This window comes from Gracilimonas sp., assembly GCF_031581265.1.
Lineage (GTDB): Bacteria > Bacteroidota > Rhodothermia > Balneolales > Balneolaceae > Gracilimonas.
The window spans coordinates 44,553-71,321 of record NZ_JAVLBQ010000012.1 but is presented as its reverse complement, the minus strand read 5'-3'; the positions used below and the strand labels follow the sequence as shown (position 1 = coordinate 71,321).

Below are 26,769 nucleotides of genomic sequence, written 5' to 3'. Positions count from 1 at the left end.
CATGAAAAAATTCAATTTATCTTATTACATAAAATCAGTTTTCACACTACTACTTTTAGTTTCATTCACTGCAGCCTGCTCCAATTCTACCTCCGGTGAAGAGGAAGAACATTCAGATCCGGAAGGATTTGTTCTTAAAATGAATGGTCAAATCATAGTTGAACAACTCCCCGGCGAGAGTATAACCGGAGAGTTTGAACTTGCACCCGGTGAAGAAACCGATCTTATCACCATTTTCTTCCTTGACGATGACGGTGACGAATTTCAACCTGATGAAGAAGAAGTCAGCCTCGGTGTTGAATTTGATGAAAGCGGTATAGCTGAATTTGAACAACATTCAGAGGACGGTAAATGGAGTTTTCATCTTCATGCCGAATCGGAAGGTATCACTGATATGAGATTAATGCTCATGCACGGTGATCACTCTGATTTTACTACACAGGATATTCACGTTCATGTAGAAGCGCTCAATAATTGAAGAAGCTAACTTTCTTATTCATACTGTTTTTGGTGGGAGCATTTGCACATACAAGTGCTCTTGCCGGAGACAGTTATATTTTATCGGGAAAAGTCACTGACTCTGAAACCGGAGAACCGATATCATTTGCTTACCTGCACCTTGAGGAATTAAACCGAACGGCCGTAGCAGATGTTGACGGCAAATACCAGATAAAAAACGTTCCTGCCGGTAATTTCACCCTTACTGCACATCGCATTGGGTATCGAACACAAACCAAAGAAATTTCAATTAAAGAAGCCGATGAGACGGTTGATATCCAACTCCGCCCCACCGTTCTTGGTTCTCAATCAGTAGATGTAGTTGGAGCTCAGGAAAACCTGGAAGGTTCGAATCTGGAACACGCCTCAAAAAAAGTGTTTGGCAGTGATTTGCGGCGCAACCTTGGAAACACGCTTTCGGAAACTCTCTCTAATTTAGCCGGTTTTGATGAACGAAAAATGGGTAGTGCTCCCGGCCGCCCCGTAATTCGCGGTTTAGGAGATGAACGGGTGCTGATTTTACAAGATGGTGTACGCTCCGGAGACGTCTCGGCACAGTCTTCCGATCATGCCGTCACCATTGATCCCATTTCGGCCCAGGAAGTTGAAATTGCCAGGGGTCCACAGGCTTTAGCCTACGGAGCTAATGCTATTGGAGGGGTAATTAATGTAGTGAGAAATCAAATTGAAACCAGTGTACCCGCTCGATTTACGGGAAATTTAACCTTAAACGGAGAGTCTGTCAGCAAAGGACTATCCGGTGCATTTGATGCCACTATCCCCTACAATAATTTTGCACTCAGCCTCGATCTTAATGGACGAACAGCCGGAAACTATTCCACTCCCCTTGGTGAAGTAGACAATACCTATTACGACGCTACCAACAATGCGGTAGGCTTAAGCTGGGTAAGAAATTGGGGGTATCTGGGAGGAGCCTTCAGTACGTATTTCAATAATTATGGTATTCCACCGGATCCCAACGGACACCCGAACGGAGTAGATATTGAAATGGAAAAATATCAATACGATCTTAAATCTGAGATTTTATTGAATAAAGACTTTTTAAAAGTTATTGAAGGTGATCTTTCCATTAAAAATTATACTCATCGAGAAATTGAATCCAGTGGGGCCCTTGGTACGCAGTTTGGCTTAGTAACCACCAATGCCGACTTAAAAGTAAAGCATAATGGTCTTGGATTCATTGAAAGCGGGTCTTTTGGGCTTTGGGGTGAAATTGAAGATTACGCCATCATTGGCGCCGGTACACCCGATTCGGACAGTTACAAATTCGGTGCATATATGATCGAAGAGGCTGATTTTGGTAATCTTCACCTCGAGGCCGGACTTCGTTATGACTGGGTACTCAATCAACCCGATGAAAATGATCCAGACTCCAGAATTGGGAATATCAGGGAACGTAGTTTTCAAGCTCTTTCAAGTTCGGTTGCTGCCATCTATTCCATTAACAGTAACTACTCAATTGGAACCAGTGTGCTTCACTCTTTTCGGGCACCCTCACTGGAAGAACTCTATTCTGAAGGGCCCCATCTTGCTTCCTATTCCTATGAAATTGGGAATCCCGAATTAGACCCTGAGCGGGGTTTAGCCAAAGAAATATTTATACGCTATCAATCCGACAAGGGGTCAGCTGAAATGGCTGGCTTCCATAATGGTTTCAGTAATTACTTATATGCCCGTGACACCGGCAGACAAAACAATCGAAGACCTGATTTAAATGATTATCAATTTGTAGGTGCCGAAGCTCAACTTTATGGGGTAGAGTTCTCCGGTGAGATGCAGTTATTCAATAATTTTGTTTTGAACACTTCTTTAAGCTATACCAAGGCTTTACGAAATGTTACTGAACAAGAACAAATTCAAAGCGGTTACAATGATGATACCCGCCCACTCCCCCAGATACCACCGGCTAAAGGAAAATTATCATTCAAATACACTAAAGATAGGCTGGAGCTTGGAAGCAGATTACGTGTAGCTACCAAGCAAAAAAGAACCGGTGAATTTGAAACTCCAACCGATGGATATACTTTATTAGATCTTTTTGCTCAATACAGAATTGAGGGAGGTAAATTACTGCATACTTTCTCTCTGAATGCCAACAACCTATTGAATCGTGAATATTATAATCACCTTTCACGGATTAAGGATTTGAGGCCTGAACCAGGTATTAACGTAAGTTTGTTATATCGAGTGTACTTCTAAAAATATAAAAGCCCCGAAATATCACTCTCGGGGCTTTAGTTCAGCTATAAGGATTTAAGTTGACTATTTGTTCGGGTATGTAAGCATTAATCTCACCTTTTAGCTATAAACAAGAGTGCATCAAAGGCACTTTGTTACAAAATATTTTTAAGGTTTTGAATACTCCAAAAGTGTCCATATTCTTGCGATAATCTCAAAATAAAGTAAACCTCTTGACCTACGTCAGTTATCTGGAAAGTCCCATTGGTTATTTAAGAATTTTATCAAATGGGAACGCCATCACAGAAATAAAATTTATGGATTCAGACGGTCCTGAAGACCCTGATACTCATACGGAATCAGCCCGGACGCAGCTTCGTGAATATTTTTCAGGGACCCGGGATACATTTCAACTTGATCTTCAACCTCAAGGAACGGAATTTGAACAAAAAGTATGGGAAAAACTCCTTGAAATACCCACAGGCTCAACTGTAACCTATGGTACTATTGCTCAAAGAATAGGCGATAGCAAAGCTTCTCAAGCAGTTGGCCGGGCTAATGGTAAAAATCCAATTGCGGTCGTTATTCCTTGTCACCGCGTGATTGGCTCAGATAATAAATTAATCGGATATGCCGGGGGACTAAAGAGAAAAGAATGGTTATTAAAACATGAAGGAGCACTTCTTCTCTAACTATTTTTTACGGCTTGCAACATTTGTTTATGCTACTTTAACTCAATCAAATTGTAACTCATTATTATACTCATGAAATCAATTAAGCTATTTGTTGTTTTCTTTCTCGCTGCGTCATTCTCTTTGCATGCACAAATGCCTGATGCCCCCCAACGTACTGAGGGCGACGGACCCCATGAAAGGTTAATCATTCGAGGTGTGAACTTAATCGATGGTACCGGATCTCCCGCTACCGGCCCCGTCGATATTGTTGTTGAGGGAAATCGTATTGCCTCTATTCGTACCGTTGGATATCCCGGTTTACCTATTAACGAAAATAGACGCCCTCAAGCTGACGAAAATACGCGTGTTCTCGATGCAGAAGGCATGTATTTATTACCAGGATTTTTTGATATGCACGCCCATACCGGTGGCGGAGCACAGGGAACAACACCGGAATATGTATATAAACTTTGGCTGGCTCATGGTATAACAAGCATTCGTGAACCGGGTTCAGGAAACGGAATGGATTGGACATTGCGGCATAAAGAGATGAGTGAGAATAATGAAATTACGGCTCCAAGAATTTCAGCATGGATTGGTTTTGGTTCCAATTACGGAGAACAGATTACCACCCCAGAACAAGCCCGTGATTGGGTTCGAATGATAGATGAGGCAGGCGCTGACGGGATCAAGTTTTTTGGAGCTTCCCCAAAAGTGTATGCCGCAGCTATTGATGAAGCCAACAAACGTGGACTCGGAACCATGACGCATCACGCCCAAACTCGGGTAGTGTACAATAATGCGTTAAAATCAGCCCAGTTGGGTCTGACTTCAATGACCCACTGGTACGGCTTACCTGAATCGCTTTTTGAAGATCGTATCATCCAGGATTATCCTTTGGATTATAATTACAACAATGAACAACACCGATTTGAGGAAGCCGGGAAACTTTGGAAACAAGCTGCAGAACCCGGTTCTGAAAAGTGGAATTCCGTAATGGATGAAATGCTTGAACTGGATTTCACCTTAAACCCAACGTTTACTATCTATGAGGCAAACCGTAACCTAAGTGCACAACGAAGAGCTGAATGGCATGAACAATATACCCTTCCTTCTCTTTGGGAATTCTACAAGCCCAGTAAAATTTCACATGGTTCTTATTGGCTGGAATGGGGAACTGAACAGGAAATTGCCTGGAAAGAAAACTTCCGTCTCTGGATGCAATTTATAAATGAATATAAAAATAAAGGCGGTCGTGTTACTTTAGGTTCTGATGCCGGATACATCTACAAACTCTATGGTTTTGGATACATTCAGGAGATGGAGATGTTCCGTGAAGCCGGTTTTCATCCTTTGGAAATTTTTCAATCTGCATCTCTCAAAGCGGCCGAAGTACTTGGTGTAGACGATCAACTGGGTACCATTGAAGTTGGGAAACTGGCCGATATGGTAATCGTGGATGCGAATCCTATGGAAAACCTGAAAGTTCTTTATGGCACCGGTGCCATTTACGTGAATGATGAGAATGAGCCCATCCGAAAAGGAGGGGTAAGATACACGATCAAAGACGGTATTGTATTTGATGCCAAGCAAATGTTACAAGATGTGGCAGACATGGTTGAACAGGCGAAAGCTGAAGAAGGATACGAGATCATCCAACCCGGGCTGGATTACTGATTACTAATTATTTTATTCATCACAGAGAATAGCTTACATGAGTTGGCATGCGCGTCGTGACCTGAGGAAGGTTCACAGATGGGGAGGTGCTTTGATAGCCCTGCCCTTTCTGATTGTTCTGGTAACCGGGTTAATTTTACAAGTTAAGAAACAAGTGGATTGGGTTCAGCCTCCTTCAACACAGGGAGTTTCAACGATTCCTTCTATTAGCTTTGATGAGATCCTATTGGCCTCTAAGGGAGTCCCTGAAGCTGAAATATCAACTTGGGATGATATTGACAGATTGGATGTGCGACCTGATCAAGGCATCGTAAAGGTACGTGCTGCAAACCGTTGGGAAATTCAAATTGATACCGAAACCAGTGAAGTTCTACAAGTTGCTTACCGCCGTTCAGAATTACTGGAATCGCTGCATGATGGCTCTTGGTTCCACGATTCAGCTAAACTATGGGTCTTTTTACCTTCCGGTATTGTAGTCACTGTTTTATGGATCACAGGAATTTACCTTTTCTCTATACCCTATTTTGCAAAACGTAAAAACAGGAAAAGGCGCGAAAAGCGGAAGAAGAATGCTAAAATTAAATAGCATTCCACCGTTTCTATTCTACTGATTCGTAAACAGCTCTTTCAAAATCATCATAAAACTCTGCCTGTCCCATAGACGGTAGCACCTGCGTCATCAAAATTACGACCATGTCGTATTCAGGATCCATCCAGTACGTGCTTTGAAAGGCTCCACCCCAGCTTAAACTTCCTGCTGATCTTTTACCGGCCTCATACCCTTCTTCTGTAGTTATCATGAGTCCATATCCAAATTTATTCCCATCCAAATCAAGCTCTCCAATCTGATTTGAGCTCATCAAATCTACTGTTTCTTCTTCAAGTATTCGCACACCATTCCATGCACCACCATTGTGCAAAGCTGATAAAAATGTATGATAGTCGGCAGTTGAAGAGGTTAACCCAGCACCTCCGGAATAGTAGGTCATCGCTCCGCTAACAGGAAAATTTGGAGTGATTAGCCCATAATCATCCTCAGGATATGGAACCAGTGAGCTGTCCTGAATGGTATATAATCGGGTTAAATCGCCTGTTCTTCCGGGATGATAGAACCCGATATCTTCCAAATTCAGCGGCTCAAATATATGCGTCTCGAAGTACTCAGCGAGTGAAAATCCGGAGGCTACTTCAACTACCCGCCCCAGAACATCGGTGTTCAGCCCATAGGTAAATTGCTCTCCCGGATCATGAGCTAATGGTAAATCTGCTAAAACAGCCATGGTTTCTTCAATGAAAACGGAGTCTTCCGTACCCAGATCCGGAACACCGGCCTCTGTAAATATCCTTGAAAAAGTGCTGTTTGTGAATCCATAAGCCACTCCTGAAGTATGTGTAAGCAAGTCATGAATGGTAATCTCGCGATCAGCAGGCCGGGTTTCATAATTCCCCGTTTCTTCGTTGAATTCGGTCAGCACAACAGGATCGTCAAATTCAGGGATGTATTTTTTAACTGAATCATTCAAAGAAAGTTTTCCATCTTCATAAAGCTGTAAAATAGCGGTGGTTGTAATGATTTTTGTCATGGAAGCTATTCGAAACAGGTCATCAGTTTCCATGAGCTCTTATTCTTCCCTATTATTCCAGCCCCACGCTTTGCGAGCAATAATCGTATCCTCTTTTGAGACCATCGCCACTCCCCCAGCTATTCGGCCAAGTGCTACCTGATTTTCTAAGACCTCATCAAGGGCTTCAACCAGCTCTTCATCCTGTGCATAAACGTAGGGTTGTTGCTGATTCTCTGTCTTTAAGGTGCAGGATGCAACAAAAAACAGAATTAGTAAGGATAAACCGTAAAATCTTAACTTTTTCATAGTAGCAGGTTAATTGAATTTAAATAGGGGGGATCAAGAATATAATCAGCTGCTAATATAACAGAGATTTATAACACTGCAACTATCGTTTACTCTTATTAAATAGCAAAAAAAATGGTCCAAGCTTGAAGCTTGAACCATTTTCATCTCAATAGTAATATGTGATTTCTTTAGAAGCCAGGTAGCAACATCACGGCATTCTGTACCATTCGGCTTGGTCCAACCCAAAACATGCGATACTGAGTATTATCGAGCAGAAATACCACTTTCCCGCTTCCCATATTCTGTACAGCAGCAAAAGCTTTGCCCTTGGCTTTCTCTTTATTCTCCTCGGACGCATATCCGGAGGCCAATACTTCACCTTCTTTAGCATAATACCCAACGGTCTGCATGGATGTTGTTGGTACAAGACCATCATCGCCAAATTTCAGAGAATAGAGCGTTTCTGGTAATCCAAAGGCCAATGGGTTCGTATTATCGATCACCCCTTTAAACGCAGAACCGGGGATTCTCTCCAGTCCAAATACATCTTCACGATCGGCATATTTGGTATAAGCTTTTTCGTCAACTTCAGTACTGTCTTCCTCTTCTTCCTCTTGGTAGAGTTCAACACCGGTAAATCCTGATCTGTCTTTAGTTAACCATGATCCACTTCCTTCGGTGCCAATCAGGACCCCACCATTGCGAACCCACGATTTCAGAGCATCTATATCAGAATCACTCCAAACACCGCTAAGTCCACCCCAAGAGCCGGGCAGCAGTATTACATCATACTCATTCAAATCGCCTGCACCGAAACTTCCAGCACGTATACGGTTTATGCCAAACTCTGTCCATTGATCAAAGAGGAACCATAATTGTCCGGCAGTATAAGAGCTGAAGGGAGAATCAACCATCAAGGCTACATTAGGCTTTTGAACCGGTTCACTATCAGATGAAGCAAGATCCATACCTTCATCCATCCTTCCGGTATCAAATCCTTCAACAACTACATTGGCTTCTTCAGCAAGCTGACTCATATCGTAGTGAATTTGAGACCTCTTCTCATAATTTCGTCCGATTAAGACTATCAAACTACCTTCGGTGTAGGTTGTACCTTCGTAAGTGAAAGTCCTGCCTGCACTGCGTACGTTATATCCCATATCCCACAGTTTTGCCAAGGCTTTTGGTGCGTGTCGCTGTTTCCAGTCAATGACATAGGCATACTGAGCACCCTGATTTTCAAAAGCCATTGGATAACTCAGCTCTTCGGTTACTATCTCAGTTGAGGCTCCTACATTGCTTGTTGTCCAGGCCGCATCCAGGTTATAGGCTAATGGAATGGACCAAGTCGCCATATCATACATGACTGAATCTTCAATCTCCATTTGGTTTCGGAACAGCGTATTTACAAAAAGGTGCTTAGGCTGATCGGTTTTGATAATAAAATCACCAGCTTCAAAATTTTGGGTTGATGAACTTCCATCCCAATAGCTGTAAGAGTTTCGCTGGTTGAAATCTTCCGTTGCTCTTTCTATCTGTACATTATGTTTTAGCAACAGATTTACTACCTGATAGGTGTAATCATTTGAATTATTTTTGAGAACGTACGCTTTAGTATTTCCCTTTTGACTGGAGGGAGAAACTGAATTTTTGAAATAACCCAGTAGTCCTTCTTTGTTCTCTACAGAGGTACTTACTACAGCTATACTATTTGTATAATGATCAAAGACACGTTGTCTTAAAGTCAATATATATCCATCGTCAGTTTCAACTGCGCGACCTCCGCTACTGTGGCCGCCTTGTTCAGCCAGCATCCCAATTCCACCCATCACACTGGGATAGGAAGAACCGTAACCCGGGTAGAAGAAATCGAAGGCTTCTCTGGTGGCATAGTTTACATTGGCTTTATCAAATTCTTCGATGAGTCCGCGACCAAATTCATCTGCCCATTTATCATATTCTGCAGGAAGCTCAAGGTTTCTTGGAGTTGTTCCCGGCATGGCAAAATAGTTGTTGTTATAACCCTGTTCATGAAAATCCATGTGTACTTGCGGCATCCACTGCTGATAAGCAGCAATACGGCCCTGGGACTCAGGATGTACCAACCATACCCAGTCACGGTTCAGATCAAACCAATAGTGATTGGTACGTCCACCCGGCCATATTTCATCATGTTCCAGATCATCAGTATTTTTGTTCAAGATATTTGCCCGCGCAGATTTATACCAATACACATATCGATCGCGACCATCGGGGTTTATCATCGGATCGATAATAACAACTGCATTTTCCAGCCAGTTTTCGGTCTCACTGTCATTGCCCGCTACTAAACGATAAGCCGCTTGCATAGCCGCTTCACTGCTTGAAGGTTCATTGCCATGCACGTTATAACTCAACCAAACTACAATAGGCCGGTCCTCTATAGACGAATCTTCCGGATTATTGGCGAGCTCTACGTTTCCACTTCGAATGGATTCTATATTATCCATATTTTCTTCGGAGGATATCACCGCATAATTCAGAACACGCCCCTCATAGGTTGTGCCATACTTGTGGAAGGTAATCTTATCAGACTCTTCGTCCAGGTTTTCAAAATATCCCATCACTTGATGGTGAAAAGTAAATTCTTCGCCAATCTCGTACCCTAAATATTCAGCTGGAGATGTGATATCGGTGTCATAGCTGATATCCGGGTGAAATTGAAAACGTTCGAAAGCATCTTGCTGCGCAAAAGCAAAAGTAGATGTCAGCAAAAACGCGAGAATAGTAACTGTTTGTTTCATGTGTAAAATGATTTGGTTAACGCTATTTGGCTTTAATTAACACTTTAAAATAAAGGTATTTTGCTAAGAATAAATGCCACTCTACATTTTAAAAGTATGGGTGTATTTAATCAGAATTGAGCGGCTCTGATTTCTTGGTAACTCTACATTATTAAATGATGAACCTTCAAGTACCGTATTTATGGTTTGATCAAAGACAATCCATAGATCTTGTCCTTCCCTGAAATTGTAACGAAATCTGTAATTGGCGCCAACTAATTCAGCTACATTACTGTACTGTACAAAAACACTGGAAGAAATCTTTTTATTGAACGCAAATTGTCCCTTTAGACTTCCAACATGTGCATTATAATCTGTTTGCTCTCTTCCATCAATGTCTGGAAAACGCAACATGGTTAATTGGTAGCTTCCGGAAAGTTCAAGATGAAGATTAGCTACAAACCTTGGATCAATTTTAATTTGTGTTCGTGTTCCGTCAAACAATTCACCAAGTTGTAAGGTAAACCTACTCATAAGTTTGTTGGTACGAGGCGTACTGTACATTATAAATCCATCAAAAAACTCATAGTCTGCTACAGGAACAAAAATTTTACCGGCTAAATTAAAGGCTTCAGTAGGTAATAAATGCTCTTGTTTGTAATTAATAGAAGACCAAATAAAACTGCTATTCTTAAATCTGCTGCTCCATCTGAATGAGGTTGATCGACTTCTGAGATCGTAAGAATCATTTTCTAAAATATTTTCGCTCTCGATACTAACAGAATGCTTACTAAAGATTGAATTTGCACCGGGTCTCCATCCATAATCCAGGTTATAAAAATAATCAGAAGTATTCCTTGTCCTGTAGAAGCCTATACCGGGATCAAAATACTGGCCGGACCTATTTACATAAAATTGATATAAAAATCCTGTACTGGCTCTTCGTTCCCAGGAAAGCCTGAAAATGCTGTTGTCACTAAAATTATTTCTACTACTTTCAGGTACACCACTGTCATGAGATTGGCTAATACGCAAGGTCAAATAATCATCGGCGAATAAATTTAAATCTGTATCCAAGCCCAAAACTACATTAGACTTTCCGTCGGCACCTATACGACTGGTTACAATCCCGCCTGCGTATGAACTCGGATTTAGAACGCCTTGCTTAAGCCTTAAAACCCCAAAATTTTCAGAAGGCAGGTTTGGACTTGATTCCGTTTGAAGATTTAAAAAGCCTACATCCAAGTCACCTACTCTTCCCGTCAACCTTGCTCCACCATAAATTCTAACGGGTCTTCCCCGGTTGTCCAGCCCAATTTTACGGCTATAAAAAAGTCGGGTATCTCCAAAATTAAAGTCAAAAAGGCCTGAACGCTGCTGAAAAAACTGTCTCTTTTCGGGAAAGAAAATTGAAAAACGAGTTAAATTTAATCGCTGTTCATCATTTTCCACCTGTGCAAAATCTGTATTAGCCGTCAAATCTAGCGTCAGATTATTTGTGACATTATATTTTATGTCGAACCCAAGCTCTCTTTTTATATCCTCATCATAGACATATGCTGTACCAGACTCATTTAACGTATTTGTATTTTGCTGGAGGAAACCACCTAAAACATATGGAGTAAAATATACAGGCTTAGGGGCATCCACATTATTAAGTGTAATATCCTGGGCTTTTGAGGGTTTTATATTTGCTTCATCCCAGTTGGGAGGTATCTCGGGGAATATGTGCCTTTCATTGTGTTTTGAAAGCCAACGATATACAATCAATCCCATTTCAGCTACGCCCTCATTACTTTGAAAGCCAATACTGGAAAACGGGATCCTCATTTCAACATACCACCCCTCATTATTCTGTGTAGTCTCAACATCCCAGTGGGTATCCCAGCTATCATTTATTGGTCTGCTTCCACCGGTTCTATTCGCATCGTTTGCAATGGACTGATCAAACCTTGTTCCGGCAGGATTGGTAAAAAACCGCAATCCGTTTTGATCATCATTAAAAGGATCCAGTACTACCGCAAAAACATCATCTCCGCTGTACCTGTCACGATACAAACTATTGGCAGTAATGGTGGAAGGATCACTGGTAAATAACTTGGCCGATACATAAAGATACTGATCATCATAAGCCGTTCTCACTTCTGTTTTTTCGCTCATCTCTCCCAAAAAAACCGGTTCATATTGAACCATCATATATGGATTAATTTTATTCCAGGCAGATTCGTCTACTTTACCATCAAAAATAATAGGTTCAGATAACCTTTGAATTTCTATAGTTGATTGTGAATAACTAGTGGCCGTTAGTAGAATCACTAATAGACAACTACATAATATTTTTAACCTCATTTAACTGACTAAATTTAATTTATCCCTAAAGATTTTATTTATCCTTCTAATGTAGTTTTACATTTTGGAAAATGTAATCAATTGAGTCATTTAAAAAGGACCGGGGGGTGTTAAACTCTGAAAATTTAAAGATAATTAGCTGGCTAAAACATTGACCCATAGATCTATATCGTTACACTCTATTACTCCTAAATAAGTCCTTTTCTTTTTTGGGGATTTATATGAATTTTAAGACATGGAAAAAAATATGAACACTACTCACACTACCCCAAAAATTGAAACTATCAAAGAAGCGCAAGAGCGTATTGCAGGTTATGCCCACAGAACTCCCGTACTAACCAGTAAACAGGTAAATGAAAAGACCGGGAGTGAAATTTTCTTTAAATGTGAAAATTTTCAAAAAGTCGGCGCCTTTAAATTTCGCGGGGCTTCCAATGCTATTTTCTCGCTTAGTGAAGAAGAGGCTACGAACGGCGTAGCAACTCACTCTTCAGGAAATCATGCACAGGCTGTTGCATTAGCGGCTAAACTCCGAGGCATACCCGCTTACGTGGTGATGCCTGAAAACGCCCCAAAAGTGAAAGTGAAAGCCGTAAAAAATTACGGGGCTGAAGTGACTTTTTGTGAATCCACTTTGGAAGCCAGGGAAACTACCCTGGAAAAAGTAGTAAAACGAACTGGTGCCACCTTCATTCACCCTTATGATGATGCCCGTATTATTGCCGGTCAGGGGACTTGTGCCATGGAGTTGTTGGAAGATCATCCCGACCTTGATATCATAATTGCTCCTGTTGGCGGAGGTGGATTATTGAGCGGAACGGCAATAGCGGCTAAAGCCATAAAACCCAATATCCAAGTTATTGGAGCTGAACCTGCCAATGCTAATGATGCTTACCAATCTTTTAAAGAGGGAAAACTGATCCCTGTTCAAAACCCCAATACCATTGCCGACGGACTCCGTACTTCTTTGGGCAAACTCCCCTTTTCCATCATCATTGAGTATGTGGATGATATTGTTACTGTACCTGAAGAATCTATAGTGGAGGCTATGCGTTATGTTTGGGAACGTTTGAATATGATTATCGAAGCGTCTTGCGCAGTTCCTGTAGCTGCGGTATTTGATGGGAAAGTGGATGTAAAAGGAAAGAAAGTCGGTATTATTATCACCGGTGGAAATGTGGATTTGGAAAATTTACCTTGGTGATATTGAGCCTCCATCTACCGCTTTTATTTTTTTTGTGGGTTCAAACATTAAGATTTTAAAATTCCTTTCAAACCAACGAAACTATTCCTGCAGCTTTGTCGTCTAAAGTTATTGAACTAACTTCTTTTATTATGGGACCAAAAAACAAACAAGGCAGCTACACTTTTGAGTCTGAATCAAACACAAGTTCAAAATACGATTCAGACTTCGATCTTGATGAATATATTCAACGAAAGAGCCAAGAGGCAGATCATGAGCACTTTCAACCTTACGCTAACGATCAAGGGAAGAAAGCACGTTTAAAAATGCGGTTTTGTTTTTCCTGGTTTTCGCTGCTGCCTTTCTCTGGATAAATGACTGGAGTATTTCTCAAACCTGGAGCAGTGTTTTTGGAAATGAAGATCCTATTGCTGAAGTAGCCACAGAAGTACCTTCTCTTAATGCCCCTGAAGCTCCTCCCTTGCCTCCTGAATTTGCGGAAAACTCTTCCGACTATGTAGAATTTTTGAGTACTGCCAACGAAGCAGGGCTTGGTAATTATTTTTCCAACACTGCTTTGCAGGCTATGTATCAAGCAGACGTGCCAATTGAGTATTTGGACGATTTAATTAATGCCGGGTATCAGGATTTTTCCTACCCAGAAGTTATTGGATATTACAGTGGTGGAGTTACCATAGATTATCTCGACCAATTACGTGATACAGAGTTTTTGCGTGAATTTTCATATCCGGCAATTATAAGCTTCTATAATTCTGATGTTCCGATGGAATATTTAAGTGGTTTAAGACAAGCCGGTTTCATCCAAACTTATTCTTATCCGGCTATAGTCAGCTTTTATAATTCCGGAGTAACCAATGAATATTTAAACAATTTGAGGCAATTTGGTTTGGCTGAAAGTTTCTCTTATCCAGCCATTGTCAGTTTTTATAATTCCGGTGTAAGTATCGAATATTTAGATCAACTTAATGGATATGGATATCTTTCCGATTTTAGTTATTCTGCCATTGTAGCTTTTTACAATTCAGGAGTTACAGTCGAATTCTTAAACCAATTAAATAGTAATAATCTTCTTGAAGAAATGAGCTACCCCGATATTATTTCGACATTTAATGCAGATAATTAACTATTTCAGCTTAAGTTATTTTTTGAAAACTCTCACCCTCTCTAAACTGAAGGTTATATAAGTGACTATAAAGTCCACTTTGATCAACCAATGCAGCATGGGTACCCTGCTCAACAATTCTTCCCTCATCCATCACTAAAATCTCGTCAGCATGTTGAACGGTTGATAAACGATGGGCAATGACGAAAGTGGTTCGATTTTCCATGAGCCTGGTCAATGCTTCTTGCACCTGAACTTCTGATTCTGAATCAAGTGATGAAGTAGCTTCATCTAACAGCAATATTGCCGGATCTTTAAGAATAGCCCGCGCTATGGCTAATCTCTGCCTTTGACCACCACTAAGCTTAACTCCTTTCTCCCCAATCATTGAATCGTAGCCATGTTCTGTTTGAAGTATAAAATCATGGGCATTGGCATCTTTTGCGGCCTGAATAATTTCCTCACCAGTTGCGTCTAATTTTCCATACATAATGTTTTCCCGAATGGTTGTTCCAAATAAGTGAACTTCCTGTGGAACAATTGAAATGTGACTTCTCAGCGATTTAAATTTTATATCCTGAATATTTTTTCCATCTACGTAGATGGCTCCCTTTTGAGGGTCGTAAAAACGAGGGAGCAAATTTAACAGCGTGGTCTTACCTGCCCCACTTGGTCCTACGAGAGCCACCGTTTTCCCGGCCTCAACACTGAACGAAACTCCCTTTAACACGTCTTTTTCCCCTTCATAGCTAAACCAAAGGCCTTCCACTACAACTTCTCCATTTACTGATTTCAAGAATTCTGCATCCGGATTATTTTCTATTTCCGGAGTTTCTTCCAGCAGTTCAAAAATTCGTTCAGATGCTCCTGCAGCGGTATTAACTGCAGTGTATAGTCGGGAAGTTTGACTGATGGATCGGGAGATATTTAAAGCATAAATAATGAAAGCAACCAAATCACCCGCGGTTAGTCTATCTGCAAGAACCTCTTTCCCTCCATACCAAAAAATGATAACCAGCGTACTCATAAACATGATACTTACGCCTGACCAAAACAACTGAGTAAGTACAACTTTTTTGCGTGCTGTTGTGAAAAGCTTTTCGACGGCTTGTTGATATCGTCCTACCTCATAGTCTTCGCGTACAAAAGCTTTTACCAAGCGAACAGCCCCGAGGGCATCTTCAGCAACAGCGGTAGAATCAGCCAATTCATCCTGAATGTCTTTGGAAAGGTGGCGAATCTTTTGCCCAAAATACCTTGTCACTATGGTTACAAAAGGAACCGTTACAAAAATCACCATGCTTAATCGCCAGTTTAGCACCACCATCAATGAAACCGAGCCTATCAGCGAAAAGGTGATGGTGAGTAATTGGGGAAGTGAGTCCGTCAATGCTGTACGGATAGAGCCGACATCATTAGTGAGCCGGGATGTAATTTCCCCCAATCTTCGCTCTGCAAAAAATTTAAATCCAAGTCGGTGTAAATGTTCGTACACCGTTTTCCTTAAATCAGTTATTACCCGCTCTCCTACCCACTCCAAGTGGTAGTTTCCAAAAAATGAGAAGGCTGCCTGCAACACAAATAATCCAAATAGTCCGATAGCTAAGAGATTCAGTAATTCATTGTTACCGGAATCAAACACGGCATCCAGTAATTCACGTAGCCCGAGAGGAACCGTCAACCAAACAGCAGATGCAAGTATAGCGGCCACCGTTGCCAAATAAAATCTCAGACGATAGGGTTTACTAAGCGCAAAAATCTCTTTCAGCGTCAGCCAAAGTGATTTAATGGATTTGTTTTCTTTTATCTCGCTTTTACTCATGATTGAATATAAGTCTTCATCCCAATAAACCGTTCATTAAGAAGATATTTTTTCGGGGGTATAGCCTGACCTCTATTACAGTAATTTGTATTTACAGGATTTAAAAATAAATACAAATCAAATGAGATTTTTTGCAGTCAAATCACTATCTATATACAAACAAAAAACAAAACTATCTGCCTATGGATGGGGAAATTTTAACCTGGATTTTTTTAATTGGCGGTATCCTACTGATGCTGCTTGAAGCTGTACTCCCCGGAGGCATTGCTTTTCTACTGGGAGTCAGTGGTTTGGGAGTTGGGGTACTACGATATTTTGGCTTTCTTGAAGATCCCTTTACCGCAACTTTAGTGTGGCTGCTTACGTCAACTGCGCTAACCATTGCCATTCGTCCTTTCATCAATAAATACTTTAAGGGTGAATCCTACTCTAAACTGGCGGATGAAGATTTTGAAGCCATGGATCAAATTGTGGAGGTTACAGAGCCGATCAATGAGTTTGATAATGAAGGGCGCATACGCTTTCAGGGCATTTCATGGCAAGCGCGTTCGCTGGAAGGGGAAATTCCCGCCGGTGCTCAGGTTCGTATAAAATACCGTGATAACACCACATGGATTGTAGAACCGGTGGATGAACTCGATACCCCATTAACAGGTAATCAACTTAAAGAATTAAATTAGGAGTAAACTGATATGTTGTGGACTACTCTACTTGTCATCATCGTACTTTCATATTTTATACTTACCCGGCTGTTCCAAATTGTTGAATTTCGCGAAGAAGTTATACAGGAACGGCTCGGAAAATATAAAAAGACCCTTAAACCGGGTTTCCATTTCTTAATTCCCTTTGTTGACCGGCCGGCTTACAGTCAGGAAATGAGGGAACAGGTTATTGACGTCCCCAGCCAGACTTGCATCACCAAAGATAATATTGAAGTAGCTGTGGATGGACTCGTTTACCTTAAAGTAATGGATTCTCATAAAGCCAGCTACGGAATTTCGAACTATCAGGCGGCTGCAGTAAACTTGGCACAAACTACCATGCGGTCCGAAATCGGTAAAATGACCCTGGATGATACCTTTTCGGAACGAGATAAGATGAATGAAAACATTGTCCGTGAGATTGACAAAGCTGCCGACCCCTGGGGCATTAAAGTGATGCGATATGAATTAAAAAATATCAATCCATCTAATGAGATCGTAGATACCATGGAGCGGCAAATGGAAGCTGAAAGGGAGAAAAGGGCCGAAATAACCAATTCAGAGGGACACCGACAAGCTCGTATTTATGAATCTGAAGGGGAACAGAAAAGCCAGGTTTTGGTATCTGAAGCCAACCGACAAAAGCGAATTAATGAAGCCAAAGGACGGGCAAAGGAAATTGAGCTCATTGCCACAGCTACAGCCACAGGCATACGTAGAATAGCAGAAGCCATTGAACGTCCCGGCGGCGAGCTGGCTGTAAAAACAAAATTAGTAGAACAGTATATCAAACAATTCGGGAATATCATTGAGAAATCCAAGGTATCCGTACTTCCTACTGAAACAGCTAACCTGAAGACCTTTTTTGAGGGAGTAAGCCAAATCAGTGATCATACCAAAGACGCATCAACAACAAAAACTAATAATTAAGGAGACAGACCATGGAAATCATTGAAACCATCAGTAAAGTACTCTTAGGACTCTTCTCCATTTACGTAATGTATCATTTCATCCGTTCGCTGCGGTTGGTACCCAATCAATTCGCCTTTATTGTAGAACGGCTTGGGAACTACCACAAGACACTGGGTCCCGGATTTCATGCTCTTATCCCATTCATAGACAAAGTAGTGTACAAACAAGATCTGCGGGAAGAAACCATTGAGGTGGAGCCTCAGGAGTGCTTCACCAAAGATAACGTAAAAGTTGAGGTAGACGGGGTCATCTATCTAAGTGTAGTAGATCCGGTTAATGCCAGTTATGGAGTCACTAACTACAGATATGCGGCCGTACAACTTGCACAAACTACCACTCGATCTGTCCTTGGAAACATGGATCTGGATCAAACTTTTGAGGAACGAGCTGCTATGAGCCGTGAAGTGGTAAAAGTACTTAGCGAAGTGGAACAGGTTTGGGGTATTAAAGTCCACCGCTATGAGATAAAGAATATCGTCACACCACGAACCGTACAAAAAGCAATGGAGCGACAAATGACGGCCGAACGAGATCGCCGGGCTATCATCGCAAAATCAGAAGGAGTTAAAGGTTCTAAAATTAATGATGGCGAAGGGATTAGGGCTGAAATTATTAACATCTCAGAGGCTGAAATGCAGCGACGTATAAACGAAGCTGAGGGTTACGCCGAAGAAATCCTATCCATTGCCGAGGCTACCGCCAAATCTATCGAAGAAGTGGCCGATGCACTATCTCAACCCAAAGGAGCAGAAGCTATGAAACTCCAATTGTCTGAAAAATACATTGAGACGCTGTCCGGACTTGGAAGGGATGAAAACAGTGTTATCTTACCCAAAGATATCTCAAATTATGAAGCCCTCATGGAAGGTTTATCACTTAAAGACCTCGAGGAGCAAAAGAAAAAATAAAATTTATTTACTGATTTGGTTTATTCATCCTTACATACCACTGTAAAATTGAACGTTTGGGTTGTGATAGCAGCTTGTTTATTTCTGACGTTCAGCTGCAGCAAGGATAATAAAAACAGTACCGAGCCAGAACTGTCTTGCCCCGAAATGCCCTCTACAGTTAAAGGTGTTGCCTATTCTCCTCTTGGGTTTCCTGAAACGTATGAGAATACCGACGACTTTTATTCTGAAATTGATCAAATAGGTGATTTCTCCGTTTTCATGAATACTCTTTGGCGCGACAGTGAAGAACGTTCAGAAGAAATTCCTGAAGCCCATCTCTCACTAATGAAGGCAACAAATTCAAACTGCTTTACTCCTGTATCTGGTTTTGGTTGGATTGAAGGAGACTTTGTTTCATTAAGGCATCCTGACTTGGGAGTTAATAACTGGACGAATGAAGTATCAAGAGAAGCCTTCATAAACATGTTGGTAGAGTATGTAACCACTTATGAACCTCCCTATGTGTTTATTGGTAATGAAGTTAATTTTTACTACGATAATTTCCCTGATGATTATACCAACTGGGTAGAATTTTATGGAGAAGCCTACAGCGAAATTAAAAGCACCGGTACTGAAACAAAAGTAGGCACCATTTTCAACTTTGAACATGTAGCAGGTATAGGCAAAAACGTTGGCTGGAATGAACCCCAATGGGGAGCCATAGATCAATTCGATCCAAATACTTTGGACGTCATTGGCTTAACCATGTATCCTTATCTATCAGAAGATACTCCCCAGGCTATTTCAAACTCCTATCTATCCCCTCTTTTACAACGAGATGCAGCCGATAATACCCCAATTTTTATAACAGAAACCGGCTGGCCCGGAGATGCTTCTTTAGATGAAACCAGAAGCTGGAGGATGGGAGAAGAATTTCAAACTTCATACATTCAAAAATTAGGTGATGTAGTCAATGGTGTTAATGTGATTGGTCTGAATTGGCTTTTCATGAATGAGATGCGTAATACCTGCAGCTCCTGCAATAAATGGATTAATTTTGGAAGTGTCAGCTTAAAAGACAGCTTAGGGAATAAACGTCCCGCTTATGATACTTTTCTGGATTTATCTTTTTAGTATTTTTATAAATACTCCGGCAGCACTTCCTAAACTTCTGTTAAAATTCATCAATTCTCCTCCCTCCTTCTTTCCACATTTTTAAAAAAGGAATGAAATTGTTACCTATGGTTCATCATTCTAAACAAGGGTCATTTAACTAACTACATATGCATAATCGGCAATATATCACTTTTACGTTCCTATTTTCTTTAGCACTTATACTTTCTCTTTCCTCTCCTGCTGAAGCCCGACAATCAACTTTTCCAACTTCTCAAATCGACACCGCTTTCTACCATGACCTCCAATTTCGCACGGTAGGCCCCACCCGGGGCGGACGTGTGACAGCAGTTGAAGGTCATCGGGATCATCCCTATACGTTTTATATGGGTGCCGCCGGGGGCGGTGGCGTTTGGCGAACAACCAACTATGGGGATAGCTGGGAAAACCTTACGGATGGCAAAGGCTTTAAGAGTACGTCCATTGGTGCAATAGAAATTCCTGAATCTGATACGTCTATTATCTATGTGGGCACCGGGAGTGAAGGGATTCGAGCTAATGTAACCACAGGTCGTGGAGTGTATAAATCGACCGACACGGGTGAAACATGGACGAATTTAGGATTGGAAGAAGGTGGACAGATTGGCGCCATTAAGGCCCATCCTGAAAATCCTGATTTGGTGTATGTAGCCGCACTTGGACATCCGTTCAAAAAAAATGACCAAAGAGGCGTGTTTAGATCAGAAGACGGGGGTGAAACCTGGGAAAATATTTTATTCGCTTCAGATTCTACCGGGGCCGTTGACCTGGAATTTAACCCTGAAAACCCCAATGAAATTTATGCCACCATGTGGAGAGCAGAACGCAAGCCATGGACGATAATCAGTGGTGCTGAAGTTGAGAATGGAATTTATAAATCAACCGATGGCGGTGATAGCTGGACGAAACTTGAAAATGGCCTCCCAACAGGATTAACCGGTAAAATGGATATTGGTGTCACTCCTGCCAACCCCGATCGAATTTATTTATTGGTTGAAGCGCCGGGAAACAAACAGGGGCTTTATCGCTCTGACGACCGAGGCGAAAGCTGGACCCAAACCAGTGATCATGGCGGACTGATGAGTCGTCCCTTCTATTTCACTAATATCACTGCCCATCCAAAAGATCCTGATATTGTGTATGTAGGTAACGTCAGGTATTGGGTTTCAACAGATGGAGGCGAAAACTTTGAACGACGTCCCGTAACTCATGCTGACGTTCACGACTTATGGATCAATCCGGATATGCCTGACATCCAGGTTCAGGGCAATGACGGTGGTGCTACGGTAACTCTTGACGGAGGTAAAACATGGTCGACACAGTATAACCAGCCCACCGCTGAACTCTACCAGGTAGATATAGATGATCAGTTTCCATACTGGCTTTATGCAGGACAGCAAGATAATACAACCATTTCAGTACCGAGCTTACCGCCGGCCGAAAGTGCGGAAAATAATCAGGGACTATGGCATATGGCCGGTGGTTGTGAAACTGGTCCTGCGGTTCCGCAAATTAACAACCCCACAACCGTTTTTGCCAATTGTAAAGGCCGATTTGGAACCTATAGTACTATAACCGGTCAGCAGCGCAATTACTATGTTGGAGCGGAATATATGTATGGAAGAAATCCAAGTAAACTTCAGTTCCGGTTCCAGCGTGTGGCTCCCATAGAAGTTTCGCCTCATGATTCAAGTGTAGTTTATAATGGCTCACAGTACGTGCACAGAACCTCAGACGGCGGGATTACATGGGAAACCATTAGTCCTGATCTAACTGCCTTTAAAGACAAATTCCAGGTAGCCTCAGGCGGACCGATAACACGAGATATTACCGGTGAGGAACATTTCAGTACTATCTATAAAATTGAAGTTTCCTATCATGACCCGGATGTAATTTGGACCGGCGCCAATGATGGAGTGATCTATGTTACTCGTAATGGCGGAGATAGCTGGACAAACATTACCCCGGGAACCTTACCACCAAACGGACGAGTGGACGGCATTGCTCCATCTTATCATAATCCCGGGACTGCTTACGTAGCTGTGCAACGCCGATTGCTTGGTGACTTTCACCCCTATATATACAAAACAGATGATTATGGCCAAAACTGGAGTTTACTCTCCGATGGCCTAAATGGAATTCCTGACGACTATCCTGCCCGCAGTGTTTGGGAAGATCCGAATCGTGAAGGGTTACTCTATGCCGGAACCGATTTTGGATTGTTCTTTTCTTTGGATGATGGTGAAAACTGGAAACAACTTGAGCTGGGTCTGCCGGTCTCTCCTATAACCGATGTAAAAGTTAAAAATAAAGACCTGGTTCTTTCCACGATGGGACGCGGCTTTTGGATTCTCGATAACCTGACTCCACTTTATCAATTGGATGAACAGTTATCCAATAAAGACAAGCACCTTTTTTCTCCTCGAGATGCTTACCGTATGCGTTATTATGGCGGTGGATTCTATGGAGGCGCACCTCAATACCCTGAAGCCGGAGCAATGATCGACTTTTATATTTCTGAGATACCTAAAGAACAGCTTACGCTGGATATCTTAGATGAGAATGGTACTATAGTCCGCCGTTTTATAGGAACTGTAGATGATGAAAATGATGACGAAGAAGTATCAACTGAACAGAACGATATGATGCCAAATGCAAACACTTCATATGGGGAGCCTGACGATTTTAACATTCAGGAAGGGCATAATCGTTTTACCTGGGATTTGAGATATCCTTCAAACACTATTCCTGCAGAGGACGGCCAAAATTTCTTTGGAGCTACGGGCCCTATGGCTGTTCCCGGTTCTTATCAAGTACGCTTAACGGTAGGTGAAGATTCTGAAACTCGGGATCTTGAACTCAAGATTGATCCTCGGGTTGAACAGATAGGAGTAACTATCGAAGATATGCAGGCTCAATTGGAGTATAATCTGGAAGTCAGAGATGCTCTTGGTATCGCAGAGCGGATGGTTGCCCAAATGGACACCTTGCGTAATCACCTAACATCTAATGAGGATGAAAAGACTTCACAAGAAATGCAACGACTCAACGATCTCTATAATCGTTTGGAAAGCTCTGATGAGGGGAGCTATATGCCTCCCATGCTTATTGATCAGCTTGGGTATCTGTATCGCATGACTCTTTCATCAGATCAGAGGCCAGGGAATCAAGCTTATGAACGTTTTGAATATCTGTCAAAAGAATTAGAGATTATTCAGGATGAATGGGAAAGATTAAGACGAAGCATTGAAATTCCTGATTAAGGAATTATTCAGTATGATAAGACTCAAAACTCTCTCCCGCGAAAAGTTGGAGAGAGTTTTTTTATATCAGCACATCTTTTATTCCGGTATCCTGGTAGCCTGCCATGCTACAGCTTTCCAATCTCCATCCCTTTTCACAAATGTTCCTGTATTATAAAACTCCATTCGTTGGTTTGAAGGATTGCTTTCAGTCACCGAAACTAACTTAAATGCCACTACTGCCGCATCCCCATACAATTGAATTTGAACATCTTCGGCATGGTATTTTGAAGCAGGTTCAACACTCCGATCTACAGAATCAGGCATACCGCTCATGATATCAGCCTTGGTAGTTCGGGTTCCGGCAGAACCAGTGTAGATTAAATCTTCAGCCCAAAATCGGTCATGTGTTTCGGGATCATTGTAGGAAGCACCCTCAAGAAATTCATTCAGTAAATCGTTCAGAACTTCTTTCTCATTGGTGGTTTGTGCGTACATCAACATTGGAGTCAGTAGCAGAAATAGGACCGTAAAAAACTTTTTCATGTTTATTTGGATTAATTGGTTGATAGAGTGAGTATAACAAATTCCTCCAAACAAATATCGGTTAGTCCATTAGTTGTCTGATTTTACCTGACACTCTTGGATCTAACTCTTCTTTTAATCGCTCTTGAAGTAATTCTTGGGCCTCATTTTCATTGATGTACTCAATTGCATTAAGGGCATGATATCTCACCCGTGCATCCCGATCTTCAAAAAACATAGGCAGGGTTTGCAGCCAATAATCTTCATTTTGTTCATGGGCTAAAAGCAGTTGCAGTGCATCTCTTTGAATGGAAAATGGATACTCCCCCAAAGCGTACCGGTCGGCAACAGTTATAGATTGTCTGGTGCTATCCAGAGGGCTCGATACTTTTAAAACCTGAATCGCTCTTTCATGTTCTTCATTTTGTGATCCTAATTGCTCTGCCAATGAAACTAAGTCTCTTGCTCCCGTTATTTGTTGATATGTTTTCAGAGCAGTATTAAACAACGTATCCTTTTCTGCCCTCAATAAAACATTGCGCACTGCATATTTTACGCTTTCATTGTCTTCATAATTTGCGAGTGCTTTCAAACCTGACAATCGAATAGATAAATCATCCGAATTAAGGTTAGCCAAGAACGTTTCCTCCGTACCTGAGGCATCCCCGGTAATTTCAGATAATGTTTCGAGTAAAGCCGCCCTAACATCAGGATTTTCTTCTTGCTGAAGTACATCTCGCAGAGCCAACTGTAAATCCGGATTCTGTGTATAGTTTTGCAGTTCTTTTGCAGCTTGAATTTGGTCTTCAGGAACGGAACTGCTTAGCTGACGAATCCAGAACATGAAGGGCTTATTTTCATTCAAGCTTAATACAAGATCTGTTACAGGGTTTAACGTCAGGTAATCAATCCCGGTTAAGATATCGACGGAAACCGAATCACGCATACCGGTAAAAGCAATTTCGGAACGTACCGTATCGGTGAAACTAAACTCGGTGACTTCTACCCCTACCAAAGATTCTATCGGTTCTCCTTCTGCTTCAAAAACCAAGGTCAGGGTGGAATTCATCTCATCATAGAGATACTCTACATTATATGTATATCCTTCTGAAGTAGTTTCTTCTTCAGCATCCAGAATTTGAACTTCCGGCAATACATCCCAATAAATCCCGGTTTCATCATACCAATAATCGGCATATTCCATCCATCCGGTTACCCCTTCAAAGATTTTCACCAAATCAGGTAATGAATTTTCTATGGTCGTTCTCAGATATTCATTTTCTAAATTTGGGATACCTTTTTTCCACAGATTCCACCTAAACACCGATTGCAGCTCATCAGGATTTTTAAGTTGTTCAGTGGTTGAAGGATCTGTAAGAAGTACTTTTAGAAACTCATATCTGTTATCCGGTGCATTTAAGTAGCGATGATAATTTCCAAACCACTGCTCAGCAATACCGCGTTTAAGCTGTGTTCCAAGCGGGCCTAAATTCTGATAGAGGTATATAATTCCTGCCCCCGACTGAATTTCTTCCCAATGATGGTCAGGCAATACCACAATATTTAAAGACTCAAAAGGGTATTCGAAATTTAACCTTTGCTCGTAATTTTTTAGTATTGAAACAGCTATGCTTAGTAGCCCATCCCTAACCTCCGGCATTAATGAATTCTCCGATGCAAAAAATGATATCTGTTTAACACCTGACCGAGCAGTTACTTCCTCAAATTTACCTAAAGCCATGCTAATCCCGGAAACTGAAATCGGTTCAGTTGTTTCCCAGCTAACGGTCTTGTTTTCAGTAGAAACTACTTCATCTCCCATTTTCACCCCATTAAAAACTAATTCATGGTCAGCAGGAATGGTTACTGAAGCTTGAAATTTGGCAGTGACTTCGGGATGATCGGGGATGGGAATCCAGTGATAGCGAGATTTCGGATTCAGGGACGTCCATAAATTGCCGTACACATCCCGATGAATTCCATAAGGTGACGAACTATCCCAAGTGATCATTATAGGAAGACTTTCCCCCGTTTTTAATGTATCTGCTAACATAATTATGAGAGAATCAGAGGAGACCCGATAATCCATTTCGTTTTCATTACTGGAAATTGACCGGATTTCAAGATCAGATGTATTAAAAACAATTTGAGTGAGATCCGATCGGCGCGAAACGATATTAAATATTCCCGATCCACTTATCAGTGGAGTTGATTTGTCAATGGTTAAATCCAGTTCCACATTTTGTATGGTAAACGGCAAATCCGGATACGGTTGGTACTCCCAGTCTGCCAGATTTTCTTGCGCAAATACGGTTGTAGTTAATAGTGCCAGTAAAAATGTTAGTAATCCTTTTTTCATTGCTTGAAATGTGCTTCAAATATTGATTTTACTTGTGGAAAAAGTTGTTTACTTGTGGAATAGCCGTTCCCGGAATGGATAGTTCGATTGCCATGAACATCACAGAATATTCCTCCGGCTTCCTGAACTACGGGTAACAACGCCGCGGCATCCCAAATATTTAGTTCGGGGTCGTACATCAGGTCGGCCCGACCGGTGGCCACCATCATATGGCCGTAAGCATCGCCCCAGGTTCTGTGAATTTTTGTTTTATCCAATAATTCCTGGAAAAGTTCCTGCTGTCCCATCATTCTAAACCTGTTAATTTCAGTAACAAGAAACGTTGAATCCTTTAAATTTTCGGTTTCTCGAACCTTACACGGCTTTCCGTTCAAGGTTGCGCCATGTCCAACGGCAGCAGCACATAATTCTTCGAGTGCTGGTGCGTAAATAATCCCAACTTTGGGTTCATTGTCAACTAAAATCCCTATAAGCGTTGTATAAAAAGGAACCCCATGAATAAACGATTTTGTTCCATCAATAGGATCTAAAATCCATTGTACATTACTTTCTTCATTAACGGAGTCAAATTCTTCACCAACAATACCGTGAGTTGGATATCTTTTTGATATTTCTTCTCGCATTACTTGTTCTGTTTCTCTGTCTGCGATTGTTACAGGAGAGTCATCAGATTTAGCAATAATGTCCACATCTTCTTTGAAATACTTTAGGGTATGTTCTCCACCTTTTTTTGCAATTTCTGTTGCTGCTTGTAATAATTCTTGTATCATTAGTAATGTTTATTCATC

20 protein-coding genes are annotated in these 26,769 nt (G+C 41.4%); 12 read left to right on the top strand and 8 right to left on the bottom strand.

Annotated features, from left to right (window positions below):
* The 5 genes from RI561_RS06525 to RI561_RS06505 all read left to right on the top strand — a co-directional run.
* The coding region (locus tag RI561_RS06525; protein WP_395079424.1) for a hypothetical protein at positions 1–478 on the top strand (478 nt) is incomplete at its 5' end.
* Positions 475–2,718 (top strand): TonB-dependent receptor, encoded by a 2,244-nt coding sequence (locus RI561_RS06520; RefSeq protein WP_395079423.1) that lies wholly within the window; start codon positions 475–477, stop codon positions 2,716–2,718. The genes RI561_RS06525 and RI561_RS06520, both read left to right, overlap by 4 nt.
* Positions 2,719–2,930: 212 nt before the next feature.
* Positions 2,931–3,389, top strand: a complete 459-nt coding sequence (locus tag RI561_RS06515) for a methylated-DNA--[protein]-cysteine S-methyltransferase (RefSeq protein WP_395079422.1) — start codon at positions 2,931–2,933, stop codon at positions 3,387–3,389.
* A gap of 72 nt (positions 3,390–3,461) precedes the next feature.
* The gene (locus RI561_RS06510) at positions 3,462–5,048 is read left to right on the top strand and encodes an amidohydrolase family protein (RefSeq protein ID WP_395079421.1); all 1,587 of its coding nucleotides are present in this window, start codon (positions 3,462–3,464) and stop codon (positions 5,046–5,048) included.
* A 37-nt stretch (positions 5,049–5,085) separates the two neighbouring features.
* Complete coding sequence (locus tag RI561_RS06505) at positions 5,086–5,634, top strand: PepSY domain-containing protein (protein WP_395079420.1); 549 nt, start codon at positions 5,086–5,088, stop codon at positions 5,632–5,634.
* A 13-nt stretch (positions 5,635–5,647) separates the two neighbouring features.
* Here RI561_RS06505 and RI561_RS06500 read toward each other — a convergent pair whose 3' ends face one another.
* From RI561_RS06500 to RI561_RS06485, 4 genes are all read right to left on the bottom strand, one after another.
* Positions 5,648–6,664: a serine hydrolase domain-containing protein gene (locus RI561_RS06500; RefSeq protein ID WP_395079419.1), complete on the bottom strand. Its 1,017-nt coding sequence runs from the start codon at positions 6,662–6,664 to the stop codon at positions 5,648–5,650.
* Between the two features lie 6 nt (positions 6,665–6,670).
* On the bottom strand, positions 6,671–6,919 hold the full coding sequence (locus RI561_RS06495) for a hypothetical protein (protein WP_395079418.1): 249 nt from the start codon (positions 6,917–6,919) through the stop codon (positions 6,671–6,673).
* A 170-nt stretch (positions 6,920–7,089) separates the two neighbouring features.
* Positions 7,090–9,684, bottom strand: coding sequence for a M14 family metallopeptidase (locus RI561_RS06490; protein WP_395079417.1), 2,595 nt, complete (start codon positions 9,682–9,684; stop codon positions 7,090–7,092).
* 81 nt (positions 9,685–9,765) lie between these two features.
* Positions 9,766–11,979 carry a DUF5916 domain-containing protein gene (locus tag RI561_RS06485; protein WP_395079416.1) on the bottom strand — a complete coding sequence of 738 codons (2,214 nt, stop codon included), beginning with the start codon at positions 11,977–11,979 and terminating at the stop codon, positions 9,766–9,768.
* Positions 11,980–12,259: 280 nt separating this feature from the next.
* Between RI561_RS06485 and RI561_RS06480 the strand changes: the two genes are divergently transcribed.
* Both RI561_RS06480 and RI561_RS06475 read left to right on the top strand, forming a co-directional pair.
* On the top strand, positions 12,260–13,216 hold the full coding sequence (locus RI561_RS06480) for a pyridoxal-phosphate dependent enzyme (protein ID WP_395079415.1): 957 nt from the start codon (positions 12,260–12,262) through the stop codon (positions 13,214–13,216).
* Between the two features lie 313 nt (positions 13,217–13,529).
* Entirely contained in the window at positions 13,530–14,339 is an 810-nt protein-coding gene (locus RI561_RS06475) for a hypothetical protein (protein ID WP_395079414.1), read from the top strand.
* Between the two features lie 10 nt (positions 14,340–14,349).
* Here the strand turns inward: RI561_RS06475 and RI561_RS06470 are convergent, their stop codons facing one another.
* The gene (locus RI561_RS06470; protein ID WP_395079413.1) at positions 14,350–16,140 is read right to left on the bottom strand and encodes an ABC transporter ATP-binding protein; all 1,791 of its coding nucleotides are present in this window, start codon (positions 16,138–16,140) and stop codon (positions 14,350–14,352) included.
* A 182-nt stretch (positions 16,141–16,322) separates the two neighbouring features.
* On the opposite strand from RI561_RS06470, the gene RI561_RS06465 reads away from it, so the two are divergent.
* The 5 genes from RI561_RS06465 to RI561_RS06445 all read left to right on the top strand — a co-directional run bounded on the left by RI561_RS06465 (position 16,323) and on the right by RI561_RS06445 (position 23,118).
* The gene (locus RI561_RS06465) at positions 16,323–16,820 is read left to right on the top strand and encodes an NfeD family protein (protein WP_395079412.1); all 498 of its coding nucleotides are present in this window, start codon (positions 16,323–16,325) and stop codon (positions 16,818–16,820) included.
* A 12-nt stretch (positions 16,821–16,832) separates the two neighbouring features.
* Positions 16,833–17,771 carry an SPFH domain-containing protein gene (locus RI561_RS06460; RefSeq protein WP_395079411.1) on the top strand — a complete coding sequence of 313 codons (939 nt, stop codon included), beginning with the start codon at positions 16,833–16,835 and terminating at the stop codon, positions 17,769–17,771.
* Between the two features lie 11 nt (positions 17,772–17,782).
* Positions 17,783–18,721 (top strand): SPFH domain-containing protein, encoded by a 939-nt coding sequence (locus tag RI561_RS06455; protein ID WP_395079410.1) that lies wholly within the window; start codon positions 17,783–17,785, stop codon positions 18,719–18,721.
* Between the two features lie 147 nt (positions 18,722–18,868).
* Positions 18,869–19,837: a hypothetical protein gene (locus RI561_RS06450; RefSeq protein ID WP_395079409.1), complete on the top strand. Its 969-nt coding sequence runs from the start codon at positions 18,869–18,871 to the stop codon at positions 19,835–19,837.
* Positions 19,838–19,986: 149 nt separating this feature from the next.
* A complete protein-coding gene (locus tag RI561_RS06445) occupies positions 19,987–23,118 on the top strand; it encodes a WD40/YVTN/BNR-like repeat-containing protein (protein WP_395079408.1) in 3,132 nt (1,043 codons plus the stop codon).
* A 78-nt stretch (positions 23,119–23,196) separates the two neighbouring features.
* On the opposite strand, the gene RI561_RS06440 is transcribed toward RI561_RS06445, so the two are convergent.
* From RI561_RS06440 to RI561_RS06430, 3 genes are all read right to left on the bottom strand, one after another.
* Positions 23,197–23,643 (bottom strand): nuclear transport factor 2 family protein, encoded by a 447-nt coding sequence (locus RI561_RS06440; RefSeq protein ID WP_395079407.1) that lies wholly within the window; start codon positions 23,641–23,643, stop codon positions 23,197–23,199.
* A gap of 61 nt (positions 23,644–23,704) precedes the next feature.
* Positions 23,705–25,981: a hypothetical protein gene (locus tag RI561_RS06435; protein WP_395079406.1), complete on the bottom strand. Its 2,277-nt coding sequence runs from the start codon at positions 25,979–25,981 to the stop codon at positions 23,705–23,707.
* The gene (locus RI561_RS06430; protein WP_395079405.1) at positions 25,978–26,751 is read right to left on the bottom strand and encodes an inositol monophosphatase family protein; all 774 of its coding nucleotides are present in this window, start codon (positions 26,749–26,751) and stop codon (positions 25,978–25,980) included. Before RI561_RS06430 ends, RI561_RS06435 begins: the two co-directional genes overlap by 4 nt.
* Between the last annotated feature and the right edge of the window lie 18 nt (positions 26,752–26,769).

What these genes read in the sequence shown, in the direction of transcription:
- RI561_RS06460 (WP_395079411.1), top strand. Translation starts at nt 16,833, where the DNA reads ATGTTGTGGACTACTCTACTTGTCATCATCGTACTTTCATATTTTATA.
- RI561_RS06505 (WP_395079420.1), top strand. Translation starts at nt 5,086, where the DNA reads ATGAGTTGGCATGCGCGTCGTGACCTGAGGAAGGTTCACAGATGGGGA.
- RI561_RS06430 (WP_395079405.1), bottom strand. Translation starts at nt 26,751, where the DNA reads ATGATACAAGAATTATTACAAGCAGCAACAGAAATTGCAAAAAAAGGT.
- RI561_RS06490 (WP_395079417.1), bottom strand. Translation starts at nt 9,684, where the DNA reads ATGAAACAAACAGTTACTATTCTCGCGTTTTTGCTGACATCTACTTTT.
- RI561_RS06510 (WP_395079421.1), top strand. Translation starts at nt 3,462, where the DNA reads ATGAAATCAATTAAGCTATTTGTTGTTTTCTTTCTCGCTGCGTCATTC.
- RI561_RS06440 (WP_395079407.1), bottom strand. Translation starts at nt 23,643, where the DNA reads ATGAAAAAGTTTTTTACGGTCCTATTTCTGCTACTGACTCCAATGTTG.
- RI561_RS06470 (WP_395079413.1), bottom strand. Translation starts at nt 16,140, where the DNA reads ATGAGTAAAAGCGAGATAAAAGAAAACAAATCCATTAAATCACTTTGG.
- RI561_RS06500 (WP_395079419.1), bottom strand. Translation starts at nt 6,664, where the DNA reads ATGGAAACTGATGACCTGTTTCGAATAGCTTCCATGACAAAAATCATT.
- RI561_RS06450 (WP_395079409.1), top strand. Translation starts at nt 18,869, where the DNA reads ATGCCCTCTACAGTTAAAGGTGTTGCCTATTCTCCTCTTGGGTTTCCT.
- RI561_RS06495 (WP_395079418.1), bottom strand. Translation starts at nt 6,919, where the DNA reads ATGAAAAAGTTAAGATTTTACGGTTTATCCTTACTAATTCTGTTTTTT.
- RI561_RS06465 (WP_395079412.1), top strand. Translation starts at nt 16,323, where the DNA reads ATGGATGGGGAAATTTTAACCTGGATTTTTTTAATTGGCGGTATCCTA.
- RI561_RS06480 (WP_395079415.1), top strand. Translation starts at nt 12,260, where the DNA reads ATGAACACTACTCACACTACCCCAAAAATTGAAACTATCAAAGAAGCG.
- RI561_RS06455 (WP_395079410.1), top strand. Translation starts at nt 17,783, where the DNA reads ATGGAAATCATTGAAACCATCAGTAAAGTACTCTTAGGACTCTTCTCC.
- RI561_RS06445 (WP_395079408.1), top strand. Translation starts at nt 19,987, where the DNA reads ATGCATAATCGGCAATATATCACTTTTACGTTCCTATTTTCTTTAGCA.
- RI561_RS06435 (WP_395079406.1), bottom strand. Translation starts at nt 25,981, where the DNA reads ATGAAAAAAGGATTACTAACATTTTTACTGGCACTATTAACTACAACC.